This window comes from Bdellovibrio bacteriovorus (assembly GCF_001592735.1).
Classification (GTDB): Bacteria; Bdellovibrionota; Bdellovibrionia; order Bdellovibrionales; family Bdellovibrionaceae; genus Bdellovibrio; species Bdellovibrio bacteriovorus_D.
Map to the genome: position 1 here is coordinate 218,291 of NZ_LUKE01000006.1, position 15,176 is coordinate 233,466.

Consider the following 15,176-nt stretch of genomic DNA (forward strand, 5'->3'; position numbering starts at 1 on the left):
TTTAACGTCTTAAAAAATTAAAAGCGCTCTTCGATATGAAAACCTTTGATTGCCTCGCGAATCAGGTTTCCCTTAATGCTAAAATAAGGTGTCGCGGTTTTATTGATAATTTCGGATCGGCGCCCTTGATAAAGATAGTACATATAATTTTGCAGGGTCTCTTCGGTAATGCCCGGATGTTGATCGGCGCGATTGCGAATCTGTATTAAGAACTCTGCTGATTTTCCTAAAGTGGCAATGGCCGCTTTTTCGGGGTCGTACAGATCTTCTTTTTCTATACCATAGTGCTTGGTGATCAATTCTGGAATGTCTTTGATTTGGGTGGGTCCGCGGCTGTTATCAGAGGTGTCAAGGCCATTGCCTTTTCTTAAGGACACGATGTAGGGAACCATTTCTTTAAAGCGATAAGTCCAGCTTTTTCCGAAATTAGTTTCCGGAGCTAAAACCCCATAAGCAAATTCAGCTAACAGGTTGTATTCGTCGTTTTCTAACTTATAGATCTCCATCAAACGAGGTTTTTGTTTTTCTAATGCTTGAACATAGCGCTGACTAAAGCGATCCGTGCGATCTGTGGTGAAGCGAGTTTCATGGACTGTATAGTTGCGAGGCGTGTAGTTAAACTCTTTTAAATTTTTCAGCACATCTTCAGAGTTAAATGTGATATGGCGGTTGCGAATACGAAAGCGATGGGCCGTTGTCTCGGGGACTACATACAAAACCATCCCCTTAGTTAAAGGCGGAGTTTCGGTGGTGAAAAATAATCCATGAGCAGATTGATCTTTTTCCGCGCGCGCAAAATAAACACCGCCTTTCACTCCCAAAAGGGAATAAATTCCAGAGCCCCCTTTGGCAAGCTCATCACCGGCGTAAGTTTTAACTTTTAACGTGGCTAAACGCTGGGCTTTTTCATCTAGGACATAAAGCATTTTGGTTTTCTTGTCTAAAATTGCGTAAGGGGAAGGATTTTGCCGCTGATAATAGTCGATAACGATCAGGTCACCCAAAGTATTGGAATACTTCTTAAGGTCATTATACCGTTCATAATCCTGATCCGTGAGGGCCGATGTGGCCGGCAGGGAAAGTAAGATGGACATGGTAAATAAAAGCAGCTTTTTCATGCTCTTAGACCAGAGCAATGCCGGTGCCACCGAAAGCGTCGCTAAAGTGTCTATATCGTTACTCGTTCCCAAAAGGTGTTTCATTATGAGATGAACTTCGTTTGATGACAAAACTTGGTAGTCAGGTAGGACTTGTTAATTAACAATGTGTACGCTTAGTAAAGTTTTGCATGTTTGCTTCCAAAATTTTACCCAGCTATGCTCATATCTATGAAGAAATGGATAGCGGTCACGATCTGGATACTCTGTGTGGGAGTGGGACTTCAATTTCTTTGGTCCTATGAAAACAAAGCAGCGATCAGTAAAAAAGCGCCCTTAAGAATTCCGGCTTCACATTCTATCACCTTGGACGCACGTCGGCCGACGGTGGTAGTTTTTGCGCATCCTTATTGTCCTTGTTCGCGGGCAAGCCTTGTCCAGTTAGAAAGAATTTTTGGTACGTTTGAAAATAAATTAAGTGCCCGTATTTACTTTTATAAACCAAAAGGGCAGACCGACGAGTGGCTAAAAACGGAATTGTGGCGAATGGCTTCGCGCTTTCCCAACACCGCGATCACCCCGGATCACGAAGGGTATGAAGCCAAACGATTTGGCGCAACAACTTCAGGGGAAGTTTTTGTGTACTCTCCGGATGGAGCCATGCTTTTTCATGGCGGCTTAACGGCCTCGCGGGGACACGAGGGGGACAGTGTTGGCACCCGCAGCTTAGAGCAAATCGTGCATCAAGGTTTCAGCGAAGTGGTTGAGGCTGCTGTTTTTGGATGCTCGCTTTTTCAAAATACCAAAGACACCTTCGGGGGATCTTAGATGGAAAATTCCAGCTATCTTCCTGAAGCTCAAGCCTTGCAAGAAGTTCGTCAGCACGATAACTACGTCAAGATCGATCGTGCTTTTGGTTGGCTGATGATCGGGCAGTGGGTGTTTGGAATTTTGGCGGCCGTGGTGATTTCGCCCTACACCTGGATTGGCGAGGCCAAACAGGTGCACCTTCACGTGTGGGCCTCCGTCCTGCTGGGGGGCTTGATTTGTCTTTTTCCATTTTATTTAAGTCGTCGTCAGGCGGGTGATTTTCTTACTCGTCATGTGATGGCGGTGGCGCAGCTTTTATATTCATCGTTATTGATTCACTTGATGGGCGGGCGGATCGAGGCCCATTTTCATATATTTGGATCATTGGCTTTTTTAGCCTACTATCGTGATGCCAAAGTGATCTACACGGCTTCGGTGGTCACTGTCTTAGATCATTTGATCCGGGGTTATATTTATCCTTTATCTGTGTACGGAGTTTTAAATGCTTCAGAGTGGCGGTGGCTAGAGCATACCGCGTGGGTGATTTTTGAAGATGTCTTTTTATTGATCGCAATTAAAAATGGCCTGCATGAAATTAAGAAAAGCACGATGTATGAAGCCGCTCTGATCAAAGAGCGCGAGCGAGCTTTGAATCTTTCAAAAATCAAAACTAGATTTTTATCTAATATGAGTCACGAAATTCGCACGCCATTAAACAGCATTGTGGGCTACAGTGATTTATTAGGGCAGACGCCGTTGAACCCGGAACAACAGCAGTATATCGGCACGATTCATCGTTGTACCGAATCGCTATTGGGGGTGGTGAATGATGTCTTAGATATCAGCCGAATTGAAAGCGGGCGTTTGACGGTGGAAAAAGGGGCTTTTGATATTCGTGAACTGCAATCCACTTTGCAGGGAATTTTTGCCGTTCAGTGCGAAAAAAAGAAAATCCAATTGCGCGTGATTACCGAGGGCGATTGGCCGCCGATGGTCACGGGAGATCGTCATCGCTTGCAGCAGGTCTTAGTGAATCTTTTAGGAAATGCGGTCAAATTCACGCAAGAGGGTTCGGTTCACTTGCACCTTCGTCGGGACGGCGATTGTGCGATTTGGTCGGTCAGTGACACGGGCATCGGCATTCGACCCGAGAATCAGGAATTAGTTTTTGGTCCTTTCACGCAAGAAGATGCCTCCACGGCTCGCAAATTTGGCGGCTCAGGCTTAGGCCTGACGATAAGTCGTGCGCTTGTAGAGCAAATGGGTGGTGAATTAAAAATGCAAAGCACCCCAGGGGTGGGATCTGTTTTTGAATTTTCCGTGAAAGTCATTGAGTAGGAATTTAGATTCCTGTTGCGCCTAAAAAAGTGCTTGCGAGGAATCGTCTGTGATAACTCGCAAGCTAAGGGGAATGAAACCAATCCTTGTATGTATATAACTTTGAACCTTCCATATGCACACCTCTGATTCCTCAGGTGACTCATTGACCTTTGGCAGCTGGCTGACATGGCTTGCGCCGACATCCCTTTAGCTTTGCGTCCCAGCGTTTCCACTGGTTTGCCTTGAGGCAAAGGAAGGATCTAAATCCTAACGAGTATAACCCTAGGAACCTCCTTTGAGTTATTTATCGCCCCGGCCGGGCCGAAGCATCCCGTAGATCCAACCTTAAATGTTTATCCGTCATTCTTTATCGAGGCCCAGACCGCATTAAACCTCGTGGTAGCAATCCTGGTGATTCGCACGTCACTTCGGTGGTTCGTCATGATGATCATGTATTCTATGTTTCATCTCGCGTCCTTTCTTAGCTGGCCCAATAAGCATTCGCCTACCCGTGGTAAGCCTCACGAGCCTTCGGTTTCAACTCTTTTAGGATAGCTCGACCAAAGTTTTGTTTTCAAGAGGGTGAGATTCGATTCTCAAAATACGTCACAAAAAAGCGGAAAATCGTCTCGAGTGCAGAAAATCGGGGTGTTTTGTGTTTAAGGATGAAACGAAAAAAGTCCTCCATGGGCATGACCTGGAGGAACCAAAGAATTATAAATCTGCTTCCAAACCAAAAACGTTACCGTAAGGATCTTTTATTTGCACGATGGTTCTTTTAACTTCGTCCACTCTAAGAGGTCCACGATACACTTGACCATCTAGACTCTTAGCTTTGGCAATAGCGTTCTCCAGATTGTCGACCAACCAGTAACCCACCGATCCTCCCGTGGACAGAGGTGACTTTTGATCTGCGAGAGAGATATCAAAAAGAGTATTTCCAATTCTGAAAGAGGCGAAGTTTTCTAAATCCTCGATAGGTTCAATACCAAAAAAAGATTTGTACCAGTCTCGACTGTTTTGAACGTTTGATACACAAATACGGATGGTTGCGAAATTTCTGATATTAAATGCCATGTCTTGATACTAAATATTTTTGCAAAAGAGTCATGAGATTATTGAGTGGTTTGAATATTTTTATGGAATCATAGACGGGTGCGCGGGTTGTCCCTTGCGCACCCACGAAGGTGAAATGGATTTGAGCGCGGAAAATATTTTACCACGCACTGCCGCGGGCGATGCCTAGCCGGTCTTCGTAATTTTCTAGAACTTTGATAAACGCCGGACGTTCCTCACAGCGCTTTCGGTATTTTTCAATCTGAGGATAACCGCTTAGAACTTCGTTTTTCCGTAGTTCGCGAAGCACGCACACAAAAATAATATCCGCGACGGTGAACACATCACCGGTAATAAATTCTTGATTTTTCAACATGTCGTCGATGGTCGGTAAGAATTGTCCTAAAACTTCGACGTACCAAGGGCGTAAAGCTTTTAAGTGAGGATTGTTGTCCCCTTGAAGATCCGCAAATAAAATCGGCAACGCAAAAAGTTCGATATTGTTTAAGGATGTGATCAACCAACGATACACTTGCGCCCGTCCTTGAAGGTCGGAAGGGATCAGCTTTCCGGATTTTTCTGCTAGGTATAGCAGGATGGCGCCGGATTCAGTGAGAACGTACCCATTATCATCAATGGCCGGGACTTGTTTGAAGGGCGATACGTCGGCAAACCAAGTTTCTTCTTGCAATCCCTTCGGACCACAATCAAGTCCTACGGTTTCATAAGCTATCCCGCATTCCTCTAAAGTCCACATCGCACGGATGTCACGCGTGTATCCCCAAAGAAATGGTGGCAGTGATTTGAAAACGTAAACTTTCATCAGTGATCCTTGCTTAGGATGAAGTGACTGTTGAATATACAAAATAGCATTGTGCCCGCGTCGGGTCATGACCTAATATAAATCAACAGAGTGCCAAGCGACAAAAGCCCCATTGGTTTTACTCAAAAACCCTTGGCTATCATTGAGGGATCGCCCGTTTTGCATTTATATAATTCTAGGGAGGCTTATGAAGAATCTTGCAGTACTAGCCTTTGTTTTGTTTTCCATTATTTCCGCCACCACCCACGCGCAGTGGGGTGCGATCATTCGCACGACAACCACGCCTTCCAATAACGGAAAAGCCGAAGTCGCCGCGCCTGGTTTTCCGATTCTGGAGTTTCCCACCCCTGAAAGTGATCGCAAAATCATGGATCAGTTGCAAAGCCTGGTGAAAGAATCAGGATGGTTTTCAACTATTCATATCCGAGTCAAAGATGGCATCGTGGTGCTTGAAGGAAACATCAAAAGTCGCGAGCACTTGAATGTGTTTTTAGAAACCGCGCAACGCTTGCCGATGACGGTGGCGGTGATCAACAAGGTGCGGGTGCAGCCGCCGCTGGCGGACAACATTGAGCCCGTCATCGAACAGCTGCGTGATTTTGGTCAAAAAGCGTGGCAAATGCTACCGGTGCTTTTGATCAGTATCTTTGTGGTCGTCTTTTTTATTTTCTTTGGCGGGTATCTTTCTGACGGAATTAGAAATATTTGGAAGTGGCGAATTCCCAATCCTTTTTTGTTGGCTTTAGTTACGCGGCTGACCATGGTGCCGATCTGGATTCTGGTATTTTATTTTGCGTTAAGAATTGTAGGGGTTTCAAATCTTGAGGCCACAATTATCGGGGCGACGGGTTTTCTGACTCTGCTTTTCGCGTTGGCCTTTAAAGGGATCGGTGAAAATTATCTGGCTGGTATTTTACTAGCCAGTCGCAGTCCGTTTACAAAAGGGGATTTAATCAAGGTCGGGGATCATCAAGGGTACGTGCAAAACCTCAATATGCGTGGAACCACGATCATTGATTTTAACGGAAATCTGATTCTTATTCCCAATATTATGGTCATTCAGTCGGTCGTTGAAAATCGCACGGCGAACCCCAGCATGCGCACTTCGTTTTTTGTGAACATTGGTTATCATGAATCCATTTCGCGTGTTCAAGAGCTGATTATCAATGCCTTAAAAGAAGTGAATGGGATTTTGTCCGACCCCGCGCCGAACGTGGTGGTGGAGGAGTTGACTCCGTCCGCGGTGCGCTTAAGGGTCATGGTGTGGTTAGATGCCAAGAACAGCGCTGAAGCCAGAGTGAAATCGCGCGCGATGATGAAGACAAAAGATATCTTGTTAGTAAATGGCATCACGATACCCGATGAAGCCCGCGAAATTATTTTTGCCGACGACTTAAAAGTTCAATTGGTGCAAGATGCTGCCCAAAAATCCACGCAAACAGATCGCAAAGAGCAGATTCGCAGGGCGGCGGCTTACAATTTAGAAGACGCCAAGAAAGAAGAAAATTTGCCGATCGAAGAGCCTAAAGAAAAACTGATGGACTTAGCCAAACAAAATCCGTTGCCGGGAAATAAAGATTCATCTGATTTATTAGAACCCTCTAAGCCGAAAGAGGGTTCTGAGGAAGAGAAAAAAAATTAAGGACAAAGTTCGCGCAAGCGATCTGCCATACGCATAAAGCTTTGAGCTTCCGCCCCCGCAGAGTTGGCATCAACCACGGGAATGCCCGCTTCGCAAGAAAGTCCTACAGACGGGTTGAAGGGAACTTCACCTAGTTTTGGAATGTTTTTGCTTTTGGCGTAGCTATCGATTTCGCCCTTAGGAAATAGCTGCATTTTTTCGCCATTGGCGGGGTTGATCATATAAGCCATATTTTCAACCATACCCAATAAAGGCACGTTCACGCGCTCAAACATGTCGACTGCTTTTTTGACGTCAAGCAAAGCTACGTTTTGTGGAGTTGAAACCACCACGGCACCAGCAAGTGGAACTTTTTGCGCGAGGGTCAATTGGATGTCACCAGTCCCAGGTGGCAGGTCTACCAAAAGATAATCCAGCTCTCCCCAGTTTACGTCGCGCAGGAATTGGTCCATGGCTTTAAAAAGCATTGGTCCACGCCAAACCACGGCCGAATTTTCTTCGATCAAGAATCCAATCGACATCAACTTCATCCCATAACGGGTGATGGGTTCAAGCTGGTTCGTCTCGGCGTTAATGTGAGGTTTTTGTCCTAAAGCGCCTAACATTCGAGGGATGCTCGGGCCATAAATATCGGCATCTAATAAACCGACCTTGCTTTTTTTGCTTAAAGCCATGGCAAGATTGGTCGCCACCGTGCTTTTTCCCACCCCCCCCTTACCGGAGCTGATCGCAATAATGTGTTTCACTCCGGGAATGCCGGTCTGTTTTTCAAAAGGATTGGGGGCAGCCATAGGGACTCCTTGATAAATGCTTGCGGACAACGAATAATAGAACTTGGATGAATAGCCAAGACTTTTTGACTATCAATTTGGTAGGAGCCGGCGCGTTTGTGCTTTGGTACCTCGTTTCACGAGGCGGACCGATTCAACCCACTCGTCTTAACATGAAAGCTCCCGACACAGCGCCCACGGTGCTAGAGCCAGCTATTTCACAAGCCCCAGATCACGACGCGCCTAGCTCGGCGCCCGCATTGGCAAGAAATAGCCCTATCAACCACTCGATGACTCCAAAAATGAAGTCGTTGAATGTGATGTTCATTTACAATGGGCACAGCTGGGATGCGTACGAAGTTTTAGGAGTTCCGGCTGGAGCTTCGATCCCCATCGTGACCGAAGCTTATCAGACAGCGTTACGCCGTTGCACCGGGGCAGAGTCGGCCGAGTTTCTAGAGACGGCCTATAAGGCCATCCTCAATAAATCAGCTTAAGACGTTAGCCAAGCTGGTAACACTTCCTTGCTGCAAGCTCTTGTGAAAATGTAAGTGAGCACCGACAAGTGGAGTATGAGAACCTTTCGGTATATTTTTGTATTAGTGGCGATCTCTTCACACGTGTTAGCATCACCTTTACAGCTCACTTATCAAGGGCGCATCATCAGTTCGAAAGGCGTACCTTTAGAATATGACGACGTGTCTTTCGAGTTTCGCATCACCAACCCTCAGGGCACGTGCGTGCTGTATCGAGAGCGGCTCAATTCGGTGGATATGACCAACTCGAAAGGCGTCTTTGATACGCCGATCGGAGCGGGTACTAAATTATATCCGCCATCTACAAGTTCCACTCTGATGGATGCTTTTTCCAATCAAAGTTCAATGTCCTGTGAAGGTGGTGGCACTTACAGTCCCGTCGCCGATGATGGACGACTTTTGCGCGTTCTTTTCCACGACGGCAATGGGTGGAAGGTGATCAGTCCCGATAATAAAATTCGATCTGTTCCTTATGCCGGATTTGCGTATGCATCCCAAAAATTAGGAAACCACTGGGCGAACGAGTTTTTTTTAAAAACAGGTGTCCCGACATGCACTACGGGAGAAGTTTTGAGCACCACTGGTGCGGGGATTCTAATTTGTACACCGGATGTTGGAGGCAGCTCGGGAGGAGCTACGCGGATCGTGGCTTCCGCGTTGCCGGGAAGTCCGGCCCTAGGTGACGTCGCCATTGATTCAGGTGATGGCAACAAATTTAAATGGTATGACGGATCAGCGTGGCAATCGGCTCAGAGTGTGGCAGGAGGAGCCGGAGATATTTTAAATGGAGGAAACTCCACGGGCAGTTCGGTCTTTGTGGGAACAAATGATGCACAAAGTGTGTCGCTAGAAACCAATAATATACCCAGATTGACGATCACATCGGGCGGCAATATTGCGTTGGGTGGGACCACGACCACCGATCGCATGGCCTTGATCGCCAATGATGAGGGAGCGCGTTTTCGCGTCATCAATAACAGTTCAAGTGTGGCTCGTTATCCTGGTATCAGTGTCCAAAACTTTGCGGGAACCGGTGACGGGTATCCTGGTATTAGTTTGATAAATGGGGCGGGAAGTTCGACGTCCCCTACGGCTTCTAGTGCCGGCGATAATTTGGGGCGAATCACATTTTATGGCTTGGATTCTGCGGGCACGGCGAGGTCGGCTGCGTATATTCAAAGTACTCTTGCTGAAAATGTCACAAGCACCGCTTCTGGTGGGAACCTGCAGTTTTTTACAAGTAATACCGGATCGGTAGTGCCTACAGCTCGCATGACGATTACGTCCGCGGGTAATATCGGTATCGGCACGACATCTCCGACGGCAAAATTAGAAGTGGCCGGTCATATTGCGAATTCGGCGCCCAGTGCCAGTATCACGGCGTGCGGAACCAGTCCCTCGATCTCGGGGAATGATACTCGCGGGGAAATCACTTTAGGCGGCGGCTCTCCCACGTCGTGCCGTGTGAATTTTACGACGGCGTTTAACACCGCCCCTTATTGTGTGGTCAGCCCCTCGCAAGGCGACGCGGGCGCGATTCGATATTGGGTTGTTTCCGCGACGACCTCTTTAACCTTAAATCTTTCGGCGGCCGCAACGGCAGGTCAGAAGTTTAGTTATTTTTGTATTCAATAAGGGCTATTTGTTTTCGCCTAAAGGAAAAAAAGCTGTGCTCAATTGATAAATGGTGTCGGCTGCGTTTTCTTCACAAAGACTGAAGATTTCTTGATAAAATTTTGCGAGGAGGAATTCTATCTTATTATAGTTTTCTTTTTTAATGGCCAAGGTTAGACCCTGAATGCTTCTTTTTTCGCGTGGGACATCGCGAATGGATTCTTTAGCCAAGTCGAGCATTTGGCTGTGGAAATTTCCTAGGGCGACACTTTTTTGAGCGACGGTGGTATGGCTGAGTTCTTCTTTTTTGATGCGGATATAAATGTCATTTTCTTTTTTTATCATGCCCACCTGTTGAAGAACGGTGAGCGCTTTTTGAATTTGCACGATGGTCAGTCGAGGTCTTAAAACGGATTTAAAATCACTGGCCAAACGAAATTCTTTATCCAGGCTGAGGGCCTCCATGATGGCCGCATAATACCACTCTGAAATCATCGTAAATTCATTGAGGCTCAAGCGATTGACACTTACTTGTTTGGATGGCCGTAAAGCTTCTTGTATCTGTCGGTAAGAGTCTGGAAATTTGTGTTTGCTAAACTGAATCAAACATTCCGCATAAAGGCGCTCTTGTTCAGAAAACTCGAGAGCTTTGGCAATTTTTAGAACGTGTGCTAAAGTCGGCTCTCTTTTTCGGCTTAAAATTCGCGACAACGGGCCCGGGGCGGAAAAACCTAATTTCATACTCCATGAACGCAACGAATAGCGGGGGCGTTTTTTCTGAATGTCTAGCAATCTGGCATTCAAAAAATCAACAAAATCATCGAATTCATAAATGCTTTTCATTGATGTTTTTTCTTTTCGCAAATGAGGTTGGTCGCGGGGCCATAAAGTTTGCTGGCTATTTCGACCTCGTAGGTCGTCAAGGGAGCTATACCGTCACGCTCAAGAAGCAGATTTTTCATTGTTCCGGAGTCAATTCCATCAACCAGGCTGGTCAGAAATATCCGGGCTCTACCCGCGTCAAGATGCCCGTAAACATCTTTTGAAAACTGCGTGAAATCTTGTTGCAGGCGTAGCAAAGACATCGTTTTTTCTTGGGACATCCGAATGCGTTTAATTAAGCTTGGAATATAAGCTTGGGTCGTGGACGTATGCAGAATAACCTGGCGCAGAACACAGTTTTTCGGCAAAGCTATTGGCAGTTGGTTGTCATCCAAAAGCGGAAGCTCGTCGGTGGTAGCAGGCTCTGTTATTTTTTTTAGATCCTGGCGATAATAGCACCAGACCGGTTGAAACAGATGAGGCGTGGCCCACTGAAAACGAGCCCACACTTCATCATAAAATGTATCTTCTTCGAAAGTACCGAAAATTTTATTCTGACTGGTCCAAGCAATGAAAGGTTGAATAGATTTTAGATTCTTTTCGCCTTCGGCGGAAAGATCCCCACCATTAAAAAAACTCGTTTTTGCCGCGTCCTTAAAACAAACAACAACTTGAGCACCATCCGCCATGGTGGGTAAGGCCGCCGTTAAAAGTAAAAAGAAGAGGCATTCCTTCACATAGCACCATCGCAAAGGGGAGCCTTATAAGGCCCGAATTGAGTATAAATCTTCCGGGCTTCTGATGTGTTTTCAGCTAAAAGGGCGGCGACCAAAAGGCGTGTTAAAACGCCATCCTCATGACCATAGGAATTCACCGCATAAGTAAATAAAAGCTCATGAACGCGCAAAATCCCCGTTTGGGACGGACAGCTCGACTTAGAAAGACGTTTTAACAACGGCTTACTAAAATAAAAATGAGGACCCTGGCGAATGATGGCCTGCTTTAAAACGCAATTTTTCGGAAGATCAAGCAGAGAGGTTTTGTCATCAATGAAAGGCAATTCATCATTAACTCCGATATCTGTTTTTCCCATCTGCAGGCAGGCTTCGGTGGTCCCATCAAAATTGGCGTCTAACTTTGAAAAAGCACTGAGAAGTGTTTTATAAACTTCATCCGGCCCCATTTTACAAATTTGCGATTGTCGCGCCTCGGACAATTTTTCGGGATGCCATTTTTTTGCCAAGTAGAAATCTAAGACATCCATCGATTTAAGGCGATGTAAACCTTGGGCGGAAATGTCTCCGCCATTAAAAAAAGAAGGGTCCGCATTTTGATCAAAACAAATGACGACATGTCCAGGATTGCCGACAAAAAAACCACCGGCACAAGAAACTGCAGTCACTCCCAAGCACAAAAACGTAAAAAGAATCGCTCTGGTTAAAACGCTAGTCATTGTAGCTCCGTGAAGAGCCGATTTTTTATGGTTTGCAGAAGCTGAAGTCAATCACGCGGCAAAGGAAGCGTTACCATGTTGGTACTATTTTCAGAAAAGGGGTCGATCCTAAAGATCAACCACCTTATGCTTACTTTCAAGCGGCACAAGAGCCATATATAAAGCCGGCACGACAAACAAAGTCAGGATCGTTGAAACAATGGTTCCCCCGATAATCGCCAAGCCCATCGGCAAACGCGTTTCCGCACCAATACCATGACCAAACACTAAAGGTGTTGCTGCCGCTACCGTCGCCACAGAAGTCATTAAAATCGGACGCAGACGAATCGGGCAAGCTTCAAGCAGGGCTTCGTTCGGTGACTTCTTCCCTTCACGATGCTGATTGGTGAATTCCACCAGCATGATCGAGTTCTTTTTCGCGATCCCCATTAAGACAATCAATCCAATGAAGCTGAAAAGATTCAAGGACACATCAAACATCCATAACGCCACCAAGGCTCCGGTCACGCTGAATGGCAAGGCGACAAGGACCGTGATCGGATGGATGAATGAGTTAAACTGCACCGCTAAAATCATATAGGCGACCAGAACCCCGACCAGCATTGCTCCGTAAAGACTTTGAAATGATTGCGCAAAGCCAGCCGAAGCTCCTTCGAGCGCAAAAGAATATCCCGGAGGCAATATTTCTTTGGCGATCTGGCCCGCTCTTTCTAAGACGTGGGATTGGGATTGTCCCGGACCTAAATTTCCGAAAACCGAAATCGCGCGTTGACGGTTCACGCGACTGATTCCTTGAATCGTGGATTGTTCTTCAATTTTCACTAACTGAGAAAGCGGGATGAGGTTGCCGAAATTGTTGCGTGCATTCAGATTTTCAAAATCTTTGGGCGATGAAATTTTATCTTCTTCAATTTTAAAGCGAATATCATAACGACGGCCATCGGCTGTGTAACGACCTTGGCGAAGTCCGCTGACTCCGGCGGCCAATACATCCCCCACGCTTTGCACGGAAACTCCGCGGGCTGACATGGCGGCGCGGTCGGGTTTTAAAATCAGTTCTGGCAAACCTTTGCGGAAGTCGGTGTCTAAATCCACGGCCAATTTTTCTTTTTCCAATCGATCCATCAGTTCTTGAGAAGCTTTTTGTAAAACCTCAAGATCGGGTCCTCGCAAGTTCACGGCCAAAGGATTTTGTCGTCCCGAGCTTAAATTGCGGGCGGAAATATCGCGCATGCTGATTCTTAATCCTTTGATTTTGCGCAATTCTCCGCGAAGCTCTTCCATCACCTGCATATGGGTCACGGAACGATCTGCTTTAGGAATCAGTTTTACCGGCAAAAAGATTTGATTCACATTTGCGGCGCCACCACCGCCGCCAATAGAGACGAAAAAGCCTTCAACGTTTTTATTAGCCTTCACGATTTTTTCAACTTGGATGGCGAAATCCGTGGTTGCTTCCAGAGAAGTGCCGGGAACAGCTTGCGCTGTCACGATGATAAAGTCCTGATCTTGCGGAGGAACGAATTCCTGACGAACTTTAGTAATCAAAACTAAAGAACCGGCAAAAAATAAAAGCGAAGCGATTATGATGGTGTATTTCCATCGGATCGTAAATTTTAAAGAGTTTTGATAAGAGTGCGCAAAGCGTTCAAAGAGATGGTCTAACCATGCCTCAAAGCGATTCACTTTGGGCTCGTTTCTTAAAAGAGCGGCGGCCCGCATCGGAGTGATGGTGACGGCTTCTAAAAGCGACAAAAGAACTGCCGCACTCATGGTGACACCGAATTGGAAAAAGAATTTACCGATGATGCCGTCCATAAAGACGACCGGTAAGAACACCGCAATGACGGCGGCCGTGGCCGCGGTCGCCGCGGGTAGAACTTCTTTTGCGCCTTCAGAAGCGGCCTTCGCGGAAGGCTTTCCCATGCGATAGTGGCGCACGATATTTTCTAGCAGCATGATTGCATCATCGACCACGATGGAAATTGAAAGTGTTAAGGCTAGAAGGGTGAAAAGATTTAAAGTGAAGCCGGAAAAATAAAGAATCGTAAAGGTGCCGACAATCGAAGTCGGAATGGAAAACAAAATATTAATGGCGGCTTGAATGCTTCCTAAGAACAAAAAGCAGACTAAAATGGTGATCAGCGCCGCGACCCACAGCTTTTCGATAGTCAAATCCACGGTGGCTTCCGTGGAGCGAGTGAAGTCGACACTCACGCGGTAGTTAAATCCTTTGGGAAATTGATCTTTAATTTCCTCCACTTTTTTAAGAACGTTCTTAGCGACCTCGACTTCGTTCGTCCCCCGTTGTTTACGGATAGAGATACCCACGGCCTGTTTGCCTTCCACACGTCCTTGACGGCGAATATCGGAAAGACCATCTTCAACCCGGGCCACGTCCTTGATGCGAATCACAACGTCTTGAATGCGCGCTCCACCGCGGTTGATGATTTGGATATTTTCAACTTCTTTAGTGGAGGCGGCTTCGCCTAACCAACGCACGCGCAGCTCGCGCTGACCATTTACAAATTGCCCGGCAGCACTTTCTAGATGTTGTTGGTTTAAAGCTTGAACAACATCGGTGACGGTCAGGTAGTATTTTTTTAATTTTGCGGGATCAATCCATACGCGTAAGTTGCGCTCCGAAAAACCGGTGATATTGACATCTCCGACTCCGGGCAAAAACCTCAACTGATCCATAAAATAAGTATCCACCCAGATCAGCATGTCACGAAGAGGAGCTTCGCCGTAGACCGTAAAAATGATAATAGGGTCTTCTTCGGGATTTTGTTTTCTAACGACTGCCGGATCAACCCCCGTGGGCCAGCGAATTTGACCCATCGCTGTTTGCACCTCTTGTAGAACAACGTCGACATTACGATTGATATCAAATTCTAAAGTGACTGAGCCTTGCCCTTGCCTTGCCGAAGAGCGCATTTCTTTAATACCCTCAATTGAAAGTAAAGCTTCCTCCATAGGGTCTAAGAGCTCAGCTTCCACGATTTCGGGGGCGGCACCTTCATAACTGACAGAAACATTCACGATCGGAAAGTCGACATCGGGCAGGGCACTGATTCCCATACGATTTAAAGAGATTGCCCCGAAGATGATCAAGCCAAACATAAGGGTCCAGGCAAAAACCGAGCGCTTGATCGAAAGATCTATCAGATTCATGAGGTGGTTCCTTTCTGATGATGCAACCCACTTTAGACGCAGCTAAAGCTCACCAGGTT

Annotated in this window: 13 protein-coding genes and 1 riboswitch; of the genes, 5 read left to right on the top strand and 8 right to left on the bottom strand. The window is 46.4% G+C overall.

From position 1 onward, the window contains the following. Window positions 1-17: 17 nt before the first annotated feature. Window positions 18-1,202 (bottom strand): hypothetical protein, encoded by a 1,185-nt coding sequence (locus tag AZI86_RS17945; RefSeq protein ID WP_061836669.1) that lies wholly within the window; start codon window positions 1,200-1,202, stop codon window positions 18-20. 126 nt (window positions 1,203-1,328) lie between these two features. On the opposite strand from AZI86_RS17945, the gene AZI86_RS17950 reads away from it, so the two are divergent. Together AZI86_RS17950 and AZI86_RS17955 are read left to right on the top strand one after the other, a co-directional pair. Then, window positions 1,329-1,925 (top strand): hypothetical protein, encoded by a 597-nt coding sequence (locus tag AZI86_RS17950; protein WP_157684763.1) that lies wholly within the window; start codon window positions 1,329-1,331, stop codon window positions 1,923-1,925. Next, the gene (locus AZI86_RS17955; RefSeq protein WP_061836671.1) at window positions 1,926-3,245 is read left to right on the top strand and encodes a sensor histidine kinase; all 1,320 of its coding nucleotides are present in this window, start codon (window positions 1,926-1,928) and stop codon (window positions 3,243-3,245) included. A 151-nt stretch (window positions 3,246-3,396) separates the two neighbouring features. Then, a riboswitch (cyclic di-GMP riboswitch) is annotated at window positions 3,397-3,479 on the bottom strand. A gap of 462 nt (window positions 3,480-3,941) precedes the next feature. Here the strand turns inward: AZI86_RS17955 and AZI86_RS17960 are convergent. Both AZI86_RS17960 and AZI86_RS17965 read right to left on the bottom strand, forming a co-directional pair. Then, window positions 3,942-4,304, bottom strand: a complete 363-nt coding sequence (locus AZI86_RS17960) for a VOC family protein (RefSeq protein ID WP_061836672.1) — start codon at window positions 4,302-4,304, stop codon at window positions 3,942-3,944. A 139-nt stretch (window positions 4,305-4,443) separates the two neighbouring features. Beyond that, window positions 4,444-5,106 (bottom strand): glutathione S-transferase family protein, encoded by a 663-nt coding sequence (locus tag AZI86_RS17965; protein WP_061836673.1) that lies wholly within the window; start codon window positions 5,104-5,106, stop codon window positions 4,444-4,446. 187 nt (window positions 5,107-5,293) lie between these two features. On the opposite strand from AZI86_RS17965, the gene AZI86_RS17970 reads away from it, so the two are divergent. Continuing rightward, window positions 5,294-6,748 (top strand): mechanosensitive ion channel domain-containing protein, encoded by a 1,455-nt coding sequence (locus tag AZI86_RS17970; protein WP_061836674.1) that lies wholly within the window; start codon window positions 5,294-5,296, stop codon window positions 6,746-6,748. On the opposite strand, the gene AZI86_RS17975 is transcribed toward AZI86_RS17970, so the two are convergent. Then, window positions 6,745-7,539 carry an Mrp/NBP35 family ATP-binding protein gene (locus tag AZI86_RS17975; protein ID WP_061836675.1) on the bottom strand — a complete coding sequence of 265 codons (795 nt, stop codon included), beginning with the start codon at window positions 7,537-7,539 and terminating at the stop codon, window positions 6,745-6,747. The two genes, AZI86_RS17970 and AZI86_RS17975, sit on opposite strands and share 4 nt — an antisense overlap. A 47-nt stretch (window positions 7,540-7,586) precedes the next feature. On the opposite strand from AZI86_RS17975, the gene AZI86_RS17980 reads away from it, so the two are divergent. Both AZI86_RS17980 and AZI86_RS17985 read left to right on the top strand, forming a co-directional pair. After that, window positions 7,587-8,015, top strand: a complete 429-nt coding sequence (locus AZI86_RS17980) for a hypothetical protein (protein WP_061836676.1) — start codon at window positions 7,587-7,589, stop codon at window positions 8,013-8,015. 75 nt (window positions 8,016-8,090) lie between these two features. Next, complete coding sequence (locus tag AZI86_RS17985; RefSeq protein ID WP_061836677.1) at window positions 8,091-9,689, top strand: hypothetical protein; 1,599 nt, start codon at window positions 8,091-8,093, stop codon at window positions 9,687-9,689. A gap of 3 nt (window positions 9,690-9,692) precedes the next feature. Here the strand turns inward: AZI86_RS17985 and AZI86_RS17990 are convergent, their stop codons facing one another. From AZI86_RS17990 to AZI86_RS18005, 4 genes are all read right to left on the bottom strand, one after another. Next, complete coding sequence (locus AZI86_RS17990; RefSeq protein ID WP_061836678.1) at window positions 9,693-10,511, bottom strand: TIGR02147 family protein; 819 nt, start codon at window positions 10,509-10,511, stop codon at window positions 9,693-9,695. Next, the gene (locus AZI86_RS17995; protein ID WP_061836679.1) at window positions 10,508-11,227 is read right to left on the bottom strand and encodes a hypothetical protein; all 720 of its coding nucleotides are present in this window, start codon (window positions 11,225-11,227) and stop codon (window positions 10,508-10,510) included. The genes AZI86_RS17990 and AZI86_RS17995 overlap by 4 nt, the downstream gene beginning before the upstream one ends. Beyond that, a complete protein-coding gene (locus tag AZI86_RS18000) occupies window positions 11,224-11,943 on the bottom strand; it encodes a hypothetical protein (RefSeq protein ID WP_061836680.1) in 720 nt (239 codons plus the stop codon). Before AZI86_RS18000 ends, AZI86_RS17995 begins: the two co-directional genes overlap by 4 nt. A 108-nt stretch (window positions 11,944-12,051) precedes the next feature. Next, window positions 12,052-15,117, bottom strand: coding sequence for an efflux RND transporter permease subunit (locus AZI86_RS18005; RefSeq protein ID WP_061836681.1), 3,066 nt, complete (start codon window positions 15,115-15,117; stop codon window positions 12,052-12,054). Window positions 15,118-15,176: the final 59 nt, after the last annotated feature.

Bases quoted from the DNA above. Each gene is read 5' to 3' on its own strand.
- AZI86_RS17985 (WP_061836677.1), top strand. From the start codon at position 8,091: ATGAGAACCTTTCGGTATATTTTTGTATTAGTGGCGATCTCTTCACAC.
- AZI86_RS17970 (WP_061836674.1), top strand. From the start codon at position 5,294: ATGAAGAATCTTGCAGTACTAGCCTTTGTTTTGTTTTCCATTATTTCC.
- AZI86_RS17990 (WP_061836678.1), bottom strand. From the start codon at position 10,511: ATGAAAAGCATTTATGAATTCGATGATTTTGTTGATTTTTTGAATGCC.
- AZI86_RS17955 (WP_061836671.1), top strand. From the start codon at position 1,926: ATGGAAAATTCCAGCTATCTTCCTGAAGCTCAAGCCTTGCAAGAAGTT.
- AZI86_RS17945 (WP_061836669.1), bottom strand. From the start codon at position 1,202: ATGAAACACCTTTTGGGAACGAGTAACGATATAGACACTTTAGCGACG.
- AZI86_RS17960 (WP_061836672.1), bottom strand. From the start codon at position 4,304: ATGGCATTTAATATCAGAAATTTCGCAACCATCCGTATTTGTGTATCA.
- AZI86_RS18000 (WP_061836680.1), bottom strand. From the start codon at position 11,943: ATGACTAGCGTTTTAACCAGAGCGATTCTTTTTACGTTTTTGTGCTTG.
- AZI86_RS17965 (WP_061836673.1), bottom strand. From the start codon at position 5,106: ATGAAAGTTTACGTTTTCAAATCACTGCCACCATTTCTTTGGGGATAC.
- AZI86_RS17950 (WP_157684763.1), top strand. From the start codon at position 1,329: ATGAAGAAATGGATAGCGGTCACGATCTGGATACTCTGTGTGGGAGTG.
- AZI86_RS17975 (WP_061836675.1), bottom strand. From the start codon at position 7,539: ATGGCTGCCCCCAATCCTTTTGAAAAACAGACCGGCATTCCCGGAGTG.
- AZI86_RS18005 (WP_061836681.1), bottom strand. From the start codon at position 15,117: ATGAATCTGATAGATCTTTCGATCAAGCGCTCGGTTTTTGCCTGGACC.
- AZI86_RS17980 (WP_061836676.1), top strand. From the start codon at position 7,587: ATGAATAGCCAAGACTTTTTGACTATCAATTTGGTAGGAGCCGGCGCG.